The sequence below is a fragment of the Pseudomonas taeanensis MS-3 genome (assembly GCF_000498575.2).
GTDB lineage: Bacteria > Pseudomonadota > Gammaproteobacteria > Pseudomonadales > Pseudomonadaceae > Aquipseudomonas > Aquipseudomonas taeanensis.
In genome coordinates this window covers 540,602-554,671 of the sequence record NZ_AWSQ01000002.1, presented here as the reverse complement: position 1 = coordinate 554,671, position 14,070 = coordinate 540,602, and the positions used below count along the sequence as shown (strand labels likewise).

Genomic DNA, 14,070 nt, shown 5'->3' with positions numbered 1-14,070 from the left:
AATGGGCGGGACGCTGAGGCCCTCGAGTCATACCAGACTACAGCGCAGGTGGTACACGATGGCAATCTTTGCTGCACATGCTGGTGGCTAATCGCCTCGCATCAACGGTTAGCTATCAACCGTCTGACCTCTCGCTGAACCATGCTTGCGTATTCAGGTGGCGACATGTCCCCAAGCTGGCTTCGCAGCCACTCCTCCCACTTGCCTTTGCGCTTGGCCTTCTCGCCAACCAGTCGCGCCGCATCGACCTTGGCACGATGCAGGTTCTGCTGCCACAGCTGAAAAAGACGCGACTTCTCGTCCTCACCGGCATTGCGCACTTCAGCGGATTGGTTAGCCAAATTAAAGCTCATCGAGCGCTCCTGTTCGTGAAAAAGGGCGCGCATTCTACGCATTTTATCCGGACCCGCTAGGGCAACGATGCAGCCAGCAATCGCTTAGTCGACGTCAAAGGCAGATTTGTAGAGACTCAAGAAGTAGGCTCGATCACCCTATCCGGATGACCGAGCAGCAACTGACCGACTAAAGGTTAGTTGCCGGATACTCCGCAACCACTTGATCGACACCGGTCTTGCTCAAGCCGATGACCTGATAGGCCTGCTGTTTCCCGCCGACCTCCATGCCAGGAGAACCGGCCGGCATGCCCGGTACAGCGATCCCAAGCAGGTCGGAGCGCTTGCTCAGCGCCACGATCTGCGCCGCTGGGACGTGCCCTTCGACGAATTTCCCATCGATCACAGCTGTGTGACAGGCGGCCAAGCGCGGAACAACGCCGAGGCGCTGCTTGACTGCAGTCATGTTCGATTCGACGTGGTCGATGACCTTGAAGCCATTGGCCTCGAGGTGTGCGACCCATTTCTTGCAGCAGCCACAGTTGGCGTCGCGATGCACATCGATGCTCAGGGGATCAGCCGCTTGCGCCGCAGAGCCGCTGAACAATGCAGCCAATGCGGCGACACGCAGTAATCGCCCCTTGTGAAGGCGTCCCTTAGTCGGCATGGAGATGCTCCTTGCCATCGGCATGGGTGTGGGAATTGGCAGCCAGTTTGGACTTGGGTGCAGGCTTGTCAGCTGCTGGCTCGGCGTCATGATGACTCATGCCTGCCTTTTCGCCGGCATGGTGATCTTCGACTGCCGCGTCATGGTGACTGGCACCAGCCGCCTCGCCGGCGTGATGATCTTCAACTGCCGCGTCATGCTGACTCGTGCCAGCCATCTCACCGGCATGGTGGTCTTCGCCTGCCGCTTCTGCGCCGCCGTGCTGGCCTTCATGGTTGTGCATGATAGTCTCACCGCCGCCATGCTGGTGACCGCTGCTGGAGGCAACCAGCGCTTGATACTGCTGCGCATCAAGCGTCGGCAATTGCTGCAGGAAGGCGACCATTCCCCAAATATACGGATCACCCATGCTCTTGCCCCAAGCAGGCATGCCAGTGGCCTTGATGCCATGCTTGATGGTCCAGAAGGCCGCCGCCGGGTTGCCATCGACACCCATCTTGGTCAAGTTCGGCGGTGCGGGGTAGAGACTCTGGCTCAACTCGGTTTCGGCTGTACCAGGCGCCAGGTGACAACCGATGCACATCGAGTTGTAGTTACCGGCCCCGGCACGGATCAGCGCCTCATCATCCAGATCAGGCACCTGGATATCCCGCGAGCGCACCTCGATAGAGCGATCACGGGCCATGCTCAAAAAAGCATGCACGGCCGGGAAGTGGGGATCATCGGCACCGACGTTGACCAGGCCAAAGTAGGCACCGGCGGTGGCCGCAGCGCCGGCGACGACACTGGCTGCAAGCAAGGTTTTAATTGTTCTTTTCATGTCAGGTTCTCAAAACCACATCCGAATACCGGCGACAAAGCGCGCCTCGCTCACATCACCGCCTTCTTCGCGCAGCAAATCGGCAGTATTGCCGTAGGCGCGATTCCAGGTCACCCCGATATAGGGAGCGAACTCGCGGCGGATTTCATAACGCAAGCGCAGGCCCACCTCGGTATTTGCCAGCCCGGAACCAATACCGCGCGCAGGGTCGTTCTTGCCATAGAAGTTCACTTCAGCAGTGGGCTGCAGAATCAGGCGGTTGGTCAGCAGGATGTCGTAATCGCCTTCCAGACGCGCGGCAGTCTGGCCGTTCTCGCCGATAAAGGCCGTGGCCTCAGCTTCGAAGGCATAGAGCGCCATGCCCTGGAGACCGAAGGCCGCCCAGGTCTGTGGCGAGCTGGGTTTGAAGTCCTGGCGGACCCCGCCGACCACATCCCACCAGGGGCCGATGGAGTGCCCCCAGAGTGCCTGGATTTCTGCATCTTCGGTCACGCCATTGGTTCGCTCACCTTCGGAGCGCAACCACAAACGGTCGATATCCCCGCCGATCCAGCCTGAAGCGTCCCAACTGAGTACGCTGCCTTCATCGGCGGCCTGATACTCCAGCTGATCGAGCAGGAAGAACGAATTAATCGCGTCGTCATGCACGGCATGACCGGCCAACGGCGGAAACGCGGCTTCACGGTCGGCATCGGTCAGCACTGGAATCGGCGTGCGACTGGTTGTGCGCGGAGCGTCCTGTGCACCACCTTGGTCCATCTTGCTGTGATCCATGGCGCCCATTTGGCCGGACTGCGTGGATTGCATAGCGCCATGCCCCATTGCCGCATGGTCCATCGGGGCGCCTTCGCCGCCGTACTGTTTGGCCGAGGAGGGTTTAGTCGTCGATGCGGGCTGTGCCTCGTCCGCCGCCGGCGCGGCCGCAGATGAGTGCATCGAATGATCCATTGGCTCGGCAGCGCTGGCCATGCCGGCCGTCACGGTGCCTAGCGAGACCGCCAGGGCAATCAGGGTCGGTCGAAAAAGCCTACTGGTCATGATGGTTATCCGCCGCAGCCTGGTTGGCGTTGTGCTCATGCTTCTTGGTGTCATGCGCCATCTTGCTGTGATCCATCGTGGCATCCGCCATGGAGCCATTGGCCATGGCGGCGTGATCCATTTTCTGAGCGTCAGCGGCATGGCCCATATGCTGGGAGGCGGCCTTGTCGGCGGCAGGCGCCGCGCCGTGCGCATGCTCTGCATGACCGCCGGATGCAAGCGCGCCTGGCACCTGTACAACACTCAGTAAACCGAGCACTAAGGCGCTAGCGACCAGCGCTTTACGATTGAGAAATTTGCTCATCATTGGTCTCCCTTATTATTCATCCACACGGACTTCACGGAACATGCCCATTTCCATGTGCAACAGCAGGTGACAGTGGTAGGCCCAACGACCTAGCGCGTCTGCAGTCACCCGGTAGCTGCGCTTCGAGCCTGGCGGCATGTCGATGGTATGCTTGCGCACCATGAAATTGCCGTTCTCATCTTCCAGGTCGCTCCACATGCCATGCAGGTGAATGGGGTGAGTCATCATGGTGTCGTTGACCAGGGTGATGCGCAGACGCTCGCCGTACTTGAGCCGCACAGGCTCCGAACTGGAGAACTCGATGCCGTCGAACGACCAGGAGAACTTCTCCATGTGACCGGTCAGGTGCAGCTCGATGGTACGGCCAGGCTCGCGTCCGTCCGGATCGGCGAAGGTGCTCCTGAGGTCGGCATAGGTCAGCACACGACGACCGTTGTCGCGCAAGCCCATGCCCGGATCATTCAATTTATGGGTTGGCATCATGGTCTGCATGTCGACCAGCGGGTTGTTGGTCTCGGACGCCGGGTGCGATTGCATCTGGCCGCTCATGCCAGCCATGCCACCCATGCCAGCCATCTTGCTGTGGTCCATGCCGGCCATGTCGCCCNNTGCCAGCCATGCCACCCATGCTGCCGTGGTCCATGCCCATGTCGCCCATGCCGATCAACGGGCGCGGATCGAGTTCAGGCACTGGAGCGCTCACCCCTTCACGCACGGCCAGGGTGCCGCGGGCATAACCGGTGCGGTCCATGGACTGGGCGAAAATGGTGTAAGCCTCGGCGCTGGACGTTTCAACGACCACGTCATAGGTTTCCGCCACGGCGATACGGAACTCATCGACGCTGACCGGGTTGACGTGCTGGCCATCGGCGGCCACCACGGTCATCTTCAAGCCTGGGATGCGCACATCGAAATAGCTCATGGCCGAGCCGTTGATGAAGCGTAAACGGATCTTCTCACCCGGCTTGAAGATACCGGTCCAGTTGCCGTTGGGCGCCTGGCCGTTCATCAGGTAGGTGTAGGTGTACGCGCTGACGTCGGCGAGGTCGGTGGGACTCATCTTCATCTCGGCCCACATCTTGCGATCGGCCACGGCCGCGGACCAACCTTGCTCGCTGACGTCGTCGATGAAGTCGCCGACGGTGCGTTTATGGAAGTTGTAGTAGTCCGACTGTTTCTTCAGCTTGGCCATGACACGCGAGGGGTCTTCGTCGGTCCAGTCGCTCAGCATCACCACATAATCGCGGTCGTACTGGAACGGCTCCGGCTCTTTGGCATCGATCACGATCGGCCCATAGACCCCCACCTGTTCCTGGAGGCCCGAGTGGCTGTGGTACCAGTAGGTGCCGTTCTGATGAACCTTGAACGTGTATTCGTACATGCCATCGGGCGCGATGCCATGGAAGCTCAGGCCGGGCACACCGTCCATGTTGGCTGGCAGGATGATGCCGTGCCAGTGGATCGAGGTGTCTTCGCTCAGGCGATTGCGCACCCGCAGGGTGACAGTATCGCCCTCGCGCCAGCGCAGCAGTGGCCCGGGCAGGCTGCCGTTGATGGTCATGGCGGTACGTGACGAACCGGTGATGTTCACCGGAGTTTCGCCGATGAACAGTTCAAAATCGGTGCCACTGAGCACGTTCGGCTGGCCTGGGCTGACTACTGCCCAGGCTGGGGCTCGCCACAGGCCTAGACCTGCCAGTATGCCGCCGGCGGTCAGGCCTTTGACGAACGTTCGCCTCGAGGTTTTGGATTGCATGCCGTTTATGTCCAATCGATCAAAGGAAATCAGTGCTGAATAGCCAGCGCGCAGACTTGCAGGTTTAGGGGCTCGCTCGGGAAGGCTGCTCCCCCACTTCGCCCCAGCAATGACTTAGATAAATGCGCGCGGCCAGCGAGCCTAGAAACTGCCACAGTTAGACCGTCCGGGTGATTACATTTCTGTCAGCTTGGGCACGCCCTGCAAAGATCAGCAGCTGGCGTGGTCAGTCATCTTGGCTTTGCTTTTGGCCACGGGCGCTTGGTTCTTCTGCGCCTGGGCAACTTGCTCGACTTGCGACGACGCTTGCTGAACCTGCTCGACTCGCGCAAGGGTTCGCTCGGCACCACCTTCGGCCATGGCCAAGGAGGAAAGGCTCAGAGCGGCGACTACGAAGAGAGTTTTCATAACTTTCATTTGGGTATCCTCAAGTACGATTCGGTTAGCCCATCGACGCCACATCTCGACGTGGCACTTAGGGCTGAGCTTCAAACTCGAAGTAACCTTAACGCGCAGGCCCTGTCAGAACGCTGAGGTGGGCATTACAGTTCTGTCAGATTGCGCCTCGCGTGCGTTACGCTCTGACGCGCTTGTTTGAGCACCATGGCCATGATGCGAAACAGACAGCGTCCCTCCAAAGTGTGTGATTTGCCGTGTAACCGACCTATTGACAGGAAACTGCGCGGTCGAGCACGAGCTCGAGCAATTGTGCGGGGGCTCGACAGCAACGAATCACTGTGCCCCCACGTCTCTGACGCCTGCTTAGAACGGGCGCTGAATGCAGTTACCTGAATCGATAGGAACAACGCTGCTCACATCCTCAGGCACTGACCTTGCTGGGATAACCCAACTCTTCAATCAATGAGCGGATGTGCTGCGGGCTCTCATCGCTCTCAACCATCACCCTGCCAGCCGCACGGTCCACTTCGACCCTGGCGTCATGATCCATAGCCTGGATCGCCTTGGTGATTTTGCTGACGCAACTGCCACAACCCATTCCAGAGACTTCCAAAACGAACATAACGTGCCCCTCTTGCTAGGTGGCGCCATTGCCACACCTGCAGCATCAACCTTGACCTCATGGCAAGGTCAAGCCCGTCTAGTCGTATTTAATCCGGTGTAGCGAACGGCATAACCTTGCAGACCACTCGGCGCATCGAAGCGGCCAATGATTATCGCGCCGTGGGCTTCGACCGTATTGATTGGTTCCGGCAGTTCCTCCGCCAGAGAGGCGGCAGCCGGCAAGCCCAGCAGACTCATGGCCACCAGCACTATAGGGACGGACTTGAACTGCCTTATGGCTGGGCACCCTGCTCCAGTTGTTCCAGGGCGCGAGCGAGGCTCGCGCGGGACAACTCACCGAGGTGGCTGCCTACTTGGCGGCCATCGGCGTCGTAGAACAACGTAGTGGGCAGGGCCATGGAACCGACCTGCTGGCCGAGCCGTCCGTCGCTGTCGAGCAGGACATTTTGCAGGTTCAGCCCGGCGGCATCGAGGAAGCGGCGGATTTCGTCTTCGCCCTCGCCCTGATTGACGAACAGAAAGGTCAGTGCCTGCTTCCTGGCCTGAGCCTCGGCCAACACTGGCATTTCCCGCCGACAGGGTGGGCACCAGGTCGCCCAGAGGTTGATCACCAACGGCTTGCCCCGATAATCCTGCAGCGCTACTGGAGCACCGCTGCTATCGCGCAGTGCCAGTTCGGGCAGGCGCGTGCCTTGCTCGAAGGCATGCCAAGCGAGGCTGCCGAAGCCCCAGCTCAGCACGCCGACCGCCAGCGCCACGCCGAGCGGCTTGCGCAATCCACGGTCACGCCAGGCCTGCCAACTGCCCAGCAGCAGCGCCGCGATTATGCCGGGCCAGGCGATGAAGCCGCCGTCGCGAATGTCTATCACTCGCCAGAGTTCGCCCTGGTAGTGTTCGAAATACCCCACCACGAAGGCCAGACGCGCCACCAACAAGGCGACCAGCAGCAGCCGGAATACCTGCTGTTCGGGGTTGCGCGCGCTGGCCCGACCGACCCACCAGCCGGTCAGCATGGCCAGCAGCAGACTGCCGATCAGCAGTAGATGAGGGACGCCCATGGTCAGCGGCCCCAGGTTGACGGTCAGCATCAACGATACTCCCAGGCACTAGTGGCCTGTGTGGCGAGTTCAAATTAGTTAATTTCGGCGCGGAGGACCCGATACTGCGTTGTCGCTCCTCGCCATAGCCCGCCATGACTCGTCGCAGCGCCTTGTCTCGGAACCTCGACCACTTGCACCTGCGTTAACCGACTAAGCGTACAGGTCGCAGGCCAAATAATTAACAGGCTCGGGTCTGCCTGCGCGTGCCGGCGCACTCGGCATCAGCGAAGCTCATCAGCTTCATCGGAAAACTCAGCGGGTGGAGTCCGGGTATTTTGCCAAAATAAGGCCGTCTCTTTCAGAGCGTCCCTAAGGACTCAGTTCAGCGGCATGGTTGCGCGTTTATTGCAAAAACACCCTCTGCCCCCTACCCATAGAGGACGCATCCGCTCAATCGCGCGAACTCCCGCGCACTCTGTTTGTTGGCCACTCTGAGAACGCCAGAAAATACAGAAGAATGAAGTTGATGACCGGCACGATCATCAGCAACCCCAACCACTGCGAGTACCCCGCCTTCCGAAAGATGAAACAGAAAGGCAGGATAATCAGCCCTGCAACGACCAGCATCATCAATGGCCCAAATGGCCACATCGTAGAGTCATGCATTGTTCGTCTCCGAGCGATTGTTTAGAGATCAGTTGAGCTTTTCCCACTTTCAGCCGATTACCACACGCCGTAGACGCAGTGCATTGAACACCACCGAAGCAGAACTCACGCTCATAGCCAGCGCGGCAATCATGGGCGACAGCAAGAGGCCGGTGAGTGGATACAACAGCCCGGCTGCAAGTGGAATGCCCATCGCGTTGTACAGAAAGGCAAACCCCAGGTTCTGGCGCATGTTCCTCACCGTGGCGACTGACAAGGTTCGCGCACGCAGAATCCCCATCAAGTCACCCTTGACCAGGGTCACCTGAGCACTGTTCATCGCCACATCGGTGCCGGTGCCCATGGCAATGCCCACGTCGGACCGGGCCAGCGCTGGGGCATCGTTGATGCCATCCCCCGCCATTGCCACACGCCGGCCATAGGCCTGCAGGTCGGCTACCAAACGCTCCTTGTCTTGAGGTTTGACTTCGCCATGCACCTCGTCGATGCCCAGCTGCTTTGCTACAGCCCGTGCGGTAGTGAGGCCATCGCCGGTCGCCATGATGACTTTCACCTCCTCGGTTTGCAGCCTGCTTACTGCCTCTTGAGAGGTCGGCTTGACCGGATCCGACACCGCCAGCAGCCCCGCCAACACGCCATCGGCTGCCAGGTAGATGATGCTGATACCCTCGAGGCGTAGCTGCTCGGCGCGATTTCTCAGCGGCGCGATGTCCACCCCCGCATCCGCCATCAGGGCGCTATTGCCCAGCTGTAGGTTTGCACCGTCTACCTGGCCGCTCACACCAATACCGGAGGCGGACTCGAATGAGTCCGGCTTGCTCAACTCGAGCCTTTGGGCACGAGCATGGTCGACGATGGCATGCGCCAGAGGATGTTCGCTGCCCTGATCGAGACTGGCAGCCAGGCGCAACACCTCTACTGAATCGAACTGGGCAGTCGCCTCCGCGCTATGAAAAACCGGCCGCCCCTCAGTCAGGGTGCCGGTCTTGTCGACGATCAGTGTGTCGATCTTGCAGAGGTTCTCGATGGCGCTGGCATCCCTGAACAGCACACCGCTGCTGGCGGCCTTGCCAGTAGCCACCATGATCGACATGGGTGTGGCCAGGCCAAGGGCACAGGGACAGGCGATGATCAATACGGCCACTGCGTTAATCAGGCCGAACACCCAACCGGGCTCTGGACCGAACAGCCCCCAAGCGAAGAAGGTCAGTATCGCGATAGCGATGACCCCGAGCACGAAATAGCCGGCGACGGTGTCCGCCATACGTTGCATGGGCGCTTTCGAACGCTGCGCACGAGCGACCATCTGCACAATCTGCGACAGCGTGGTCTCGCTGCCGACCTTCTCGGCACTCATGACCAGGCTGCCGTGAGTATTGAGCGTGGCGCCAATGAGCGTATCGCCTGCCCTCTTCATCACCGGCACGGGCTCACCCGTCAGCATGGATTCATCGACGGCGCTCTCCCCCTCCAGAACACTGCCATCGACCGGTACTTTCTCACCCGGCCTGACTCGCAGATGGTCGCCCTGATGGACGTGGGCAAGGGGGATGTCCTCCTCCTGGCCATCCGCATTGATCCGCCGGGCCGTTTTTGGCGCCAGTCCCAGCAGCGACTTGATCGCCGCTGAAGTTTGCGAGCGCGCTTTGAGTTCGAGCATTTGTCCCAGCAGGGTCAGGGAAATGATGACCGCGGCCGCCTCGAAGTAGACCCCAATACGCCCGTCCTGCATGAAGGTTTGCGGGAATAGCTGCGGGAACAAGGTTGCCGCCACGCTGTACAGATAGGCCGCCGATGTACCGAGGCCGATCAGGGTCCACATGTTCGGGCTGCGATGGCGCACGGATGCCACGCCGCGAACAAAGAAAGGCCAGCCCGCCCATAGGGTCACGGGTGTGGCGATGATCAGCTCGACCCAGTTTTGCGTCGCACCATGAAAAATCTGCAACGTATGACCGGCCATCGCCAGTACCGTCACGATCACCGTCAGCGGCAGCGTCCACCAGAAACGGCGGGAAAAATCCCTGAGCTCAGGATTTTCCTCTTCATCCAGTTCGGGCATGACCGGTTCCAACGCCATGCCACATTTGGGGCAGGTACCAGGGCCGGGCTGGCGGATTTCAGGATGCATGGGGCAGGTGTACTCAGCCGCCTGCGCTATCGGCTCAGGCGTCTCATGGGGCGCATGCCCTGCATGCTCAGCCGCGGCCTGAGGGCCGACGTAGGACTGCGGCTGAGCACGAAACTTGTCCTGACACTTCTGGCTGCAGAAACGATAGGTCTGTCCTTCGAACTGTTCAGCGAACTGGCTATCGCCGCTGACAGTCATGCCGCACACCGGATCCGTCAGCCCTTGCTGTTGTGGTTCACCCGGCTTGGAGTGAGCGGGATGGTGGTGGCTCGCAGAACTGTGCATGCGCTACTTCCTGGTATCGTCGGTGGAGTCATCTGTTGTGTCACGGTGCGGCGCATGCCCTCCGTGCTTATGCCCAAACAGGTGCATCAAGGGGCACAGCAGCAGAATCAGGTAAGGCAGGTAGGGCAACACCTGCGAGGCATGGTTGTAGTGCTCGCGCAGCAGATAGAACACGCCGATGACCAGCAACATCATCAGCGCTACAGCAGCTTTGCTGCGCCAGAAGGATGGGGAGGGATCGGCCGGCTTAGGCAAATGGGTCATCACTCACTCTCCTTGGTTCATCCAGTCGGGCTTTGTTCAGCTCTATATCAGTGATGCTAGACAACGCCCGCTGCGATGTATTGACACTCATCAAGGTGTCATTACTTGACTTTAATCTGACCGACCATCCCGGACTGATAGTGACCCGGAACGTTGCAGGCGAATTCAAGACGAGTGTTCTTGGCGAACGTCCAGACCAGCTCTGCGGTTGCGCCAGGCTCGATCAAGACGCTGTTGGGATCGTTATGCTCCATCCCGACCATTTTCATCCCGCCCATGGCGTGACTCATGTCACCCATGCCTGACCCCTTACCAGTGAAGCTGAGCGTTCCGTTCTGAAACATGCTCATCATCTCTTTCTGATGAGCGGCATGTGCTACGGCTGTGCCAATATTGAACTCATGCAGAAGTGAGCCTTCGTTTAAAAGAACGAATCGAACAGTTTCTCCAGGTTTGATAGCGATATTTGTGGGTGCAAAGAAAATGTCCCCCATTCTTATTTCGATCGTGCGGTCCGCTGCTGACACCGGGCCAGGCCTACCGATATCTTCTTGCACATGCCCTGCTCCGGCCATCGCTGCAGATGCGGCTGACCAGGTGAATACGGCTAAGAGAAAGGAACAGCGTCGAGCGTTCATGGTTAAACCTCAAGTCGTATTGGGTAATACACCAATGATGCTATAGACAGCCAGCTGCCAGTTTAATGACCTGAAAACTACATTATTGTCAGTATCCGCACTGAAAGCAGAGACAATATCTATATATTAAGTACGACTAGCGGAACAACGCTCACTTATACAAACAGCCAGCAGCCTGGCCCGCACTTTAATTTTAATAACCGCACAAAAAAGCACGGCGCCATATAGGCGCCGCCAGGCCAAAGGAGCAATCACGAAAGGCCTAGAAGATGGGAAAACTTACTTGTGCATGTACTCGTTCATCATTAACTTGTGCTCACGCACCATCTGGTTGAGCACATCGTCCACCAACTTGTCGTGCTGCTCCATCCAGGCCAGATGCTGTTCCGTGCTCATCGATGGGTCGGGATGGTTCTCATGCAACTGCTTCATTATATCGCCCAGCATTTCCATATGTTCAGCCATGTGTACATGGCGCTGGCCCGGTGCCGCTTGTTCCGCCTGAATCAGTACAGCCTCTGCACGATCCCTTAGCTCTTCTATCCGCTCAAAAGTTCGATCACCGCCACCTTCTGCCCAGACGGAAGTTGCCATCAAGATTGAAACAATCAGCAGCAGAGATTTCATAAGTTTCATGGGACGCCCCTCATTTTAAGTTTCCCGTACACCAACAGTCTTCTGCATAGTGAGTGCAAGATGCCGGAGAAGCACATATCCAGTGCTCATGAACTCACCCTAGACAACTCTCCCTGACAGCGGCCTGAAGCGCGGATTACATTTCTGTCAGGCTCTGGTTGGCTAGAGCGTTTCACTGCACACTCGGGCCGACATTCGTTTGAGTAAAACCGCATGAGACTATTGGTAGCTGAGGATGAGCCGAAAACCGGCACCTACTTACAGCAGGGGCTCAGAGAAGCAGGGTTCAACGTCGATCGGGTTACCACCGGCACGGATGCGCTGCAGCATGCACTGAGTGAGGAGTACGACTTATTGATCCTCGATGTCATGATGCCGGGCCTGGATGGCTGGGAAGTGCTGCGCATGGCGCGCGCGGCGGGCAAGGATGTTCCGGTGCTGTTCCTCACCGCCCGCGACCGGGTGGAAGACCGGGTAAAAGGGCTCGAACTGGGCGCTGACGACTACTTGATCAAACCTTTCGCCTTTTCTGAGCTGCTCGCACGGGTTAGAACCCTCTTGCGCCGCGGCAACAACAGCCCCACCCAGACCCACTTGAAGGTTGCCGATCTGGATGTGGATTTACTCAAACGCAGAGCCACCCGTGCAGGAAAACGCATTGATCTGACCGCCAAGGAATTTGCCTTGTTGGAGTTGCTGCTACGTCGGCGCGGCGAAGTGCTGCCAAAGTCGCTGATTGCCTCACAAGTCTGGGACATGAACTTCGATAGCGACACCAACGTCATCGAGGTGGCCATCCGGCGCTTGCGGGCGAAAATCGATGACGACTTCGAACCCAAACTCATCCACACCGCTCGCGGCATGGGTTACATGCTGGACGCCCCGGAGAGCAAATGAGGCGCCTATCCCTGACCACACGCTTGAGCCTGATGTTCATGCTCGCAGTGACTGGCGTACTGATCGTGGCCGGGCTCAGTTTTAACCACCTCAGCCGTCATCATTTCAAATCCCTGGATCGGCAAGAGCTGCTGGAAAAGGCCCACGCGGTCCAAGGCATACTCGGAGAGCTGACCAGCCTCGACAACTTTGCGGCGCTGAAACCTCAACTGAGTGCCTTGCTGGGCGCCCACAGAGACTTGACGGCCATTATCAAAGACCACAACGGCCGGGTGCTGTTCGCCGATCCAGGACCGGTCAATCTTCCAGAGCGCTTCAGCGTCATCGCCGGCAACGCCATCTGGGAGTGGCATGATCAGCAACAAGTGTTTCGTGGTCTGACCCGACAGGTAAAGGGCCCTGGGCAGGAGTCGCCCCTGACCCTGATGCTGGTGCTCGACGTGACCCAGCACATGTACTTCTTCGATGCACTGGAGCGCTGGTTCGCGATTGGCCTGATCATCAGCGCCCTGGTCAGCGCCGCACTGGGCTGGCTGTTGGCCCGCAGTGGCTTAGGCCCTTTGCGTCATGTGACGGCGGTAGCGGCCGCCATGTCGGCCAAGTCGCTTAAGGAACGTATTCCCTTGGCACCGGTGCCTCTAGAACTGCAACAACTGGTTTCCTCCTTCAACGCCATGCTGGCACGCCTGGATGAAGCCTTTGTACGACTTTCCAATTTCTCCGCCGATATCGCACACGAGCTGCGCACACCCGTCAGCAACCTGATGACCCATACCGAGGTGGTGCTGTCCAGGAAGCGCAACATAGAGGACTACGAGGAGAACCTGTATTCGAATCTGGATGACTTGAAACGCATGTCGCGGATGATCGATGACATGCTTTTTCTGGCCAAGGCAGACAACGGTTTGATCATTCCAGAGCATCAGAAGATTGCCCTCGAAGAGGTAATTGGCACGCTGTGTGAGTATTACCGCCTGCTGGCTGACGAACATAATATCGAGCTCAAGGTGACCGGCTCCGGAGAAGTGCAGGGTGATGTGCTGATGCTCCACCGCGCCATTTCCAACCTGCTGTCCAATGCGCTTCGTTACACACCAGAAGGCCATACCATCACGGTAAGTATCAATCAGACCACGCAGTGCACCCAGCTGACCGTGAAGAACCCGGGTGAGATCATTCCACCCGAGCACCTTGAACGCCTGTTCGACCGTTTCTACCGTGCGGACCCTGCCCGCCGCGAAGGCAGCCCCAGCAATGCCGGGCTCGGCCTGGCCATCACTCGCTCCATCATCGAGGCGCACCAGGGCAAGATCTGGTGCACCTCAGCCGATGGACAGACCGTGTTCCATATGCAGTTTCCTCGGCCTGAAGGCTCGACAGAGTCTCAATGAGCACAGAGCAAAGCGAGCTGAACTCCGGCGCCCTGGTAGAAGACCGGTTAATAACGGCGTCAGTCGAATGCTGAAGCCTGACAGTCGAGGAGTATCGCCGTGCATTCTCCCCATAGCGTCTGCTGGCACGGAAAAGCCTGGATATCACCCGGACTGGGTATCTTTCTGGGGCGAGTCGG

Annotated in this window: 15 protein-coding genes and 1 pseudogene; 2 read left to right on the top strand and 14 right to left on the bottom strand. The window is 58.8% G+C overall.

What is annotated here, in order from left to right; genetic code table 11:
- Positions 1–101: 101 nt before the first annotated feature.
- The 14 genes and pseudogenes from TMS3_RS10595 to TMS3_RS10530 form a co-directional block, all read right to left on the bottom strand.
- Positions 102–353 carry a hypothetical protein gene (locus TMS3_RS10595; protein ID WP_025165253.1) on the bottom strand — a complete coding sequence of 84 codons (252 nt, stop codon included), beginning with the start codon at positions 351–353 and terminating at the stop codon, positions 102–104.
- A 169-nt stretch (positions 354–522) separates the two neighbouring features.
- Entirely contained in the window at positions 523–999 is a 477-nt protein-coding gene (locus TMS3_RS10590; protein ID WP_025165252.1) for a DUF411 domain-containing protein, read from the bottom strand.
- Positions 989–1,819, bottom strand: coding sequence for a c-type cytochrome (locus TMS3_RS10585; protein WP_025165251.1), 831 nt, complete (start codon positions 1,817–1,819; stop codon positions 989–991). The genes TMS3_RS10590 and TMS3_RS10585 overlap by 11 nt, the downstream gene beginning before the upstream one ends.
- 9 nt (positions 1,820–1,828) lie before the next feature.
- Positions 1,829–2,857, bottom strand: a complete 1,029-nt coding sequence (locus TMS3_RS10580; protein WP_025165250.1) for a copper resistance protein B — start codon at positions 2,855–2,857, stop codon at positions 1,829–1,831.
- Positions 2,847–3,161: a hypothetical protein gene (locus TMS3_RS10575; RefSeq protein ID WP_025165249.1), complete on the bottom strand. Its 315-nt coding sequence runs from the start codon at positions 3,159–3,161 to the stop codon at positions 2,847–2,849. The genes TMS3_RS10580 and TMS3_RS10575 overlap by 11 nt, the downstream gene beginning before the upstream one ends.
- A gap of 15 nt (positions 3,162–3,176) precedes the next feature.
- Positions 3,177–4,920, bottom strand: a pseudogene (locus TMS3_RS10570) (copper resistance system multicopper oxidase).
- A 210-nt stretch (positions 4,921–5,130) separates the two neighbouring features.
- Complete coding sequence (locus TMS3_RS10565; protein ID WP_025165248.1) at positions 5,131–5,337, bottom strand: co-regulatory protein PtrA N-terminal domain-containing protein; 207 nt, start codon at positions 5,335–5,337, stop codon at positions 5,131–5,133.
- A 403-nt stretch (positions 5,338–5,740) separates the two neighbouring features.
- A complete protein-coding gene (locus tag TMS3_RS10560) occupies positions 5,741–5,941 on the bottom strand; it encodes a heavy-metal-associated domain-containing protein (protein WP_025165247.1) in 201 nt (66 codons plus the stop codon).
- 274 nt (positions 5,942–6,215) lie between these two features.
- Positions 6,216–7,031 carry a TlpA family protein disulfide reductase gene (locus TMS3_RS10555; protein WP_025165246.1) on the bottom strand — a complete coding sequence of 272 codons (816 nt, stop codon included), beginning with the start codon at positions 7,029–7,031 and terminating at the stop codon, positions 6,216–6,218.
- A gap of 402 nt (positions 7,032–7,433) precedes the next feature.
- Positions 7,434–7,649, bottom strand: a complete 216-nt coding sequence (locus tag TMS3_RS10550; protein WP_025165245.1) for a hypothetical protein — start codon at positions 7,647–7,649, stop codon at positions 7,434–7,436.
- A gap of 49 nt (positions 7,650–7,698) precedes the next feature.
- Positions 7,699–10,065, bottom strand: coding sequence for a heavy metal translocating P-type ATPase (locus TMS3_RS10545; RefSeq protein ID WP_025165244.1), 2,367 nt, complete (start codon positions 10,063–10,065; stop codon positions 7,699–7,701).
- A 3-nt stretch (positions 10,066–10,068) separates the two neighbouring features.
- Entirely contained in the window at positions 10,069–10,329 is a 261-nt protein-coding gene (locus tag TMS3_RS10540) for a DUF2933 domain-containing protein (RefSeq protein ID WP_025165243.1), read from the bottom strand.
- 101 nt (positions 10,330–10,430) lie between these two features.
- Complete coding sequence (locus TMS3_RS10535) at positions 10,431–10,967, bottom strand: cupredoxin domain-containing protein (RefSeq protein WP_025165242.1); 537 nt, start codon at positions 10,965–10,967, stop codon at positions 10,431–10,433.
- A gap of 279 nt (positions 10,968–11,246) precedes the next feature.
- Positions 11,247–11,603 carry a co-regulatory protein PtrA N-terminal domain-containing protein gene (locus TMS3_RS10530; RefSeq protein ID WP_025165241.1) on the bottom strand — a complete coding sequence of 119 codons (357 nt, stop codon included), beginning with the start codon at positions 11,601–11,603 and terminating at the stop codon, positions 11,247–11,249.
- Between the two features lie 213 nt (positions 11,604–11,816).
- On the opposite strand from TMS3_RS10530, the gene TMS3_RS10525 reads away from it, so the two are divergent.
- Both TMS3_RS10525 and TMS3_RS10520 read left to right on the top strand, forming a co-directional pair.
- Positions 11,817–12,500, top strand: coding sequence for a heavy metal response regulator transcription factor (locus tag TMS3_RS10525; protein WP_025165240.1), 684 nt, complete (start codon positions 11,817–11,819; stop codon positions 12,498–12,500).
- On the top strand, positions 12,497–13,891 hold the full coding sequence (locus TMS3_RS10520) for a heavy metal sensor histidine kinase (RefSeq protein WP_025165239.1): 1,395 nt from the start codon (positions 12,497–12,499) through the stop codon (positions 13,889–13,891). The genes TMS3_RS10525 and TMS3_RS10520 overlap by 4 nt, the downstream gene beginning before the upstream one ends.
- Positions 13,892–14,070 lie beyond the last annotated feature (179 nt).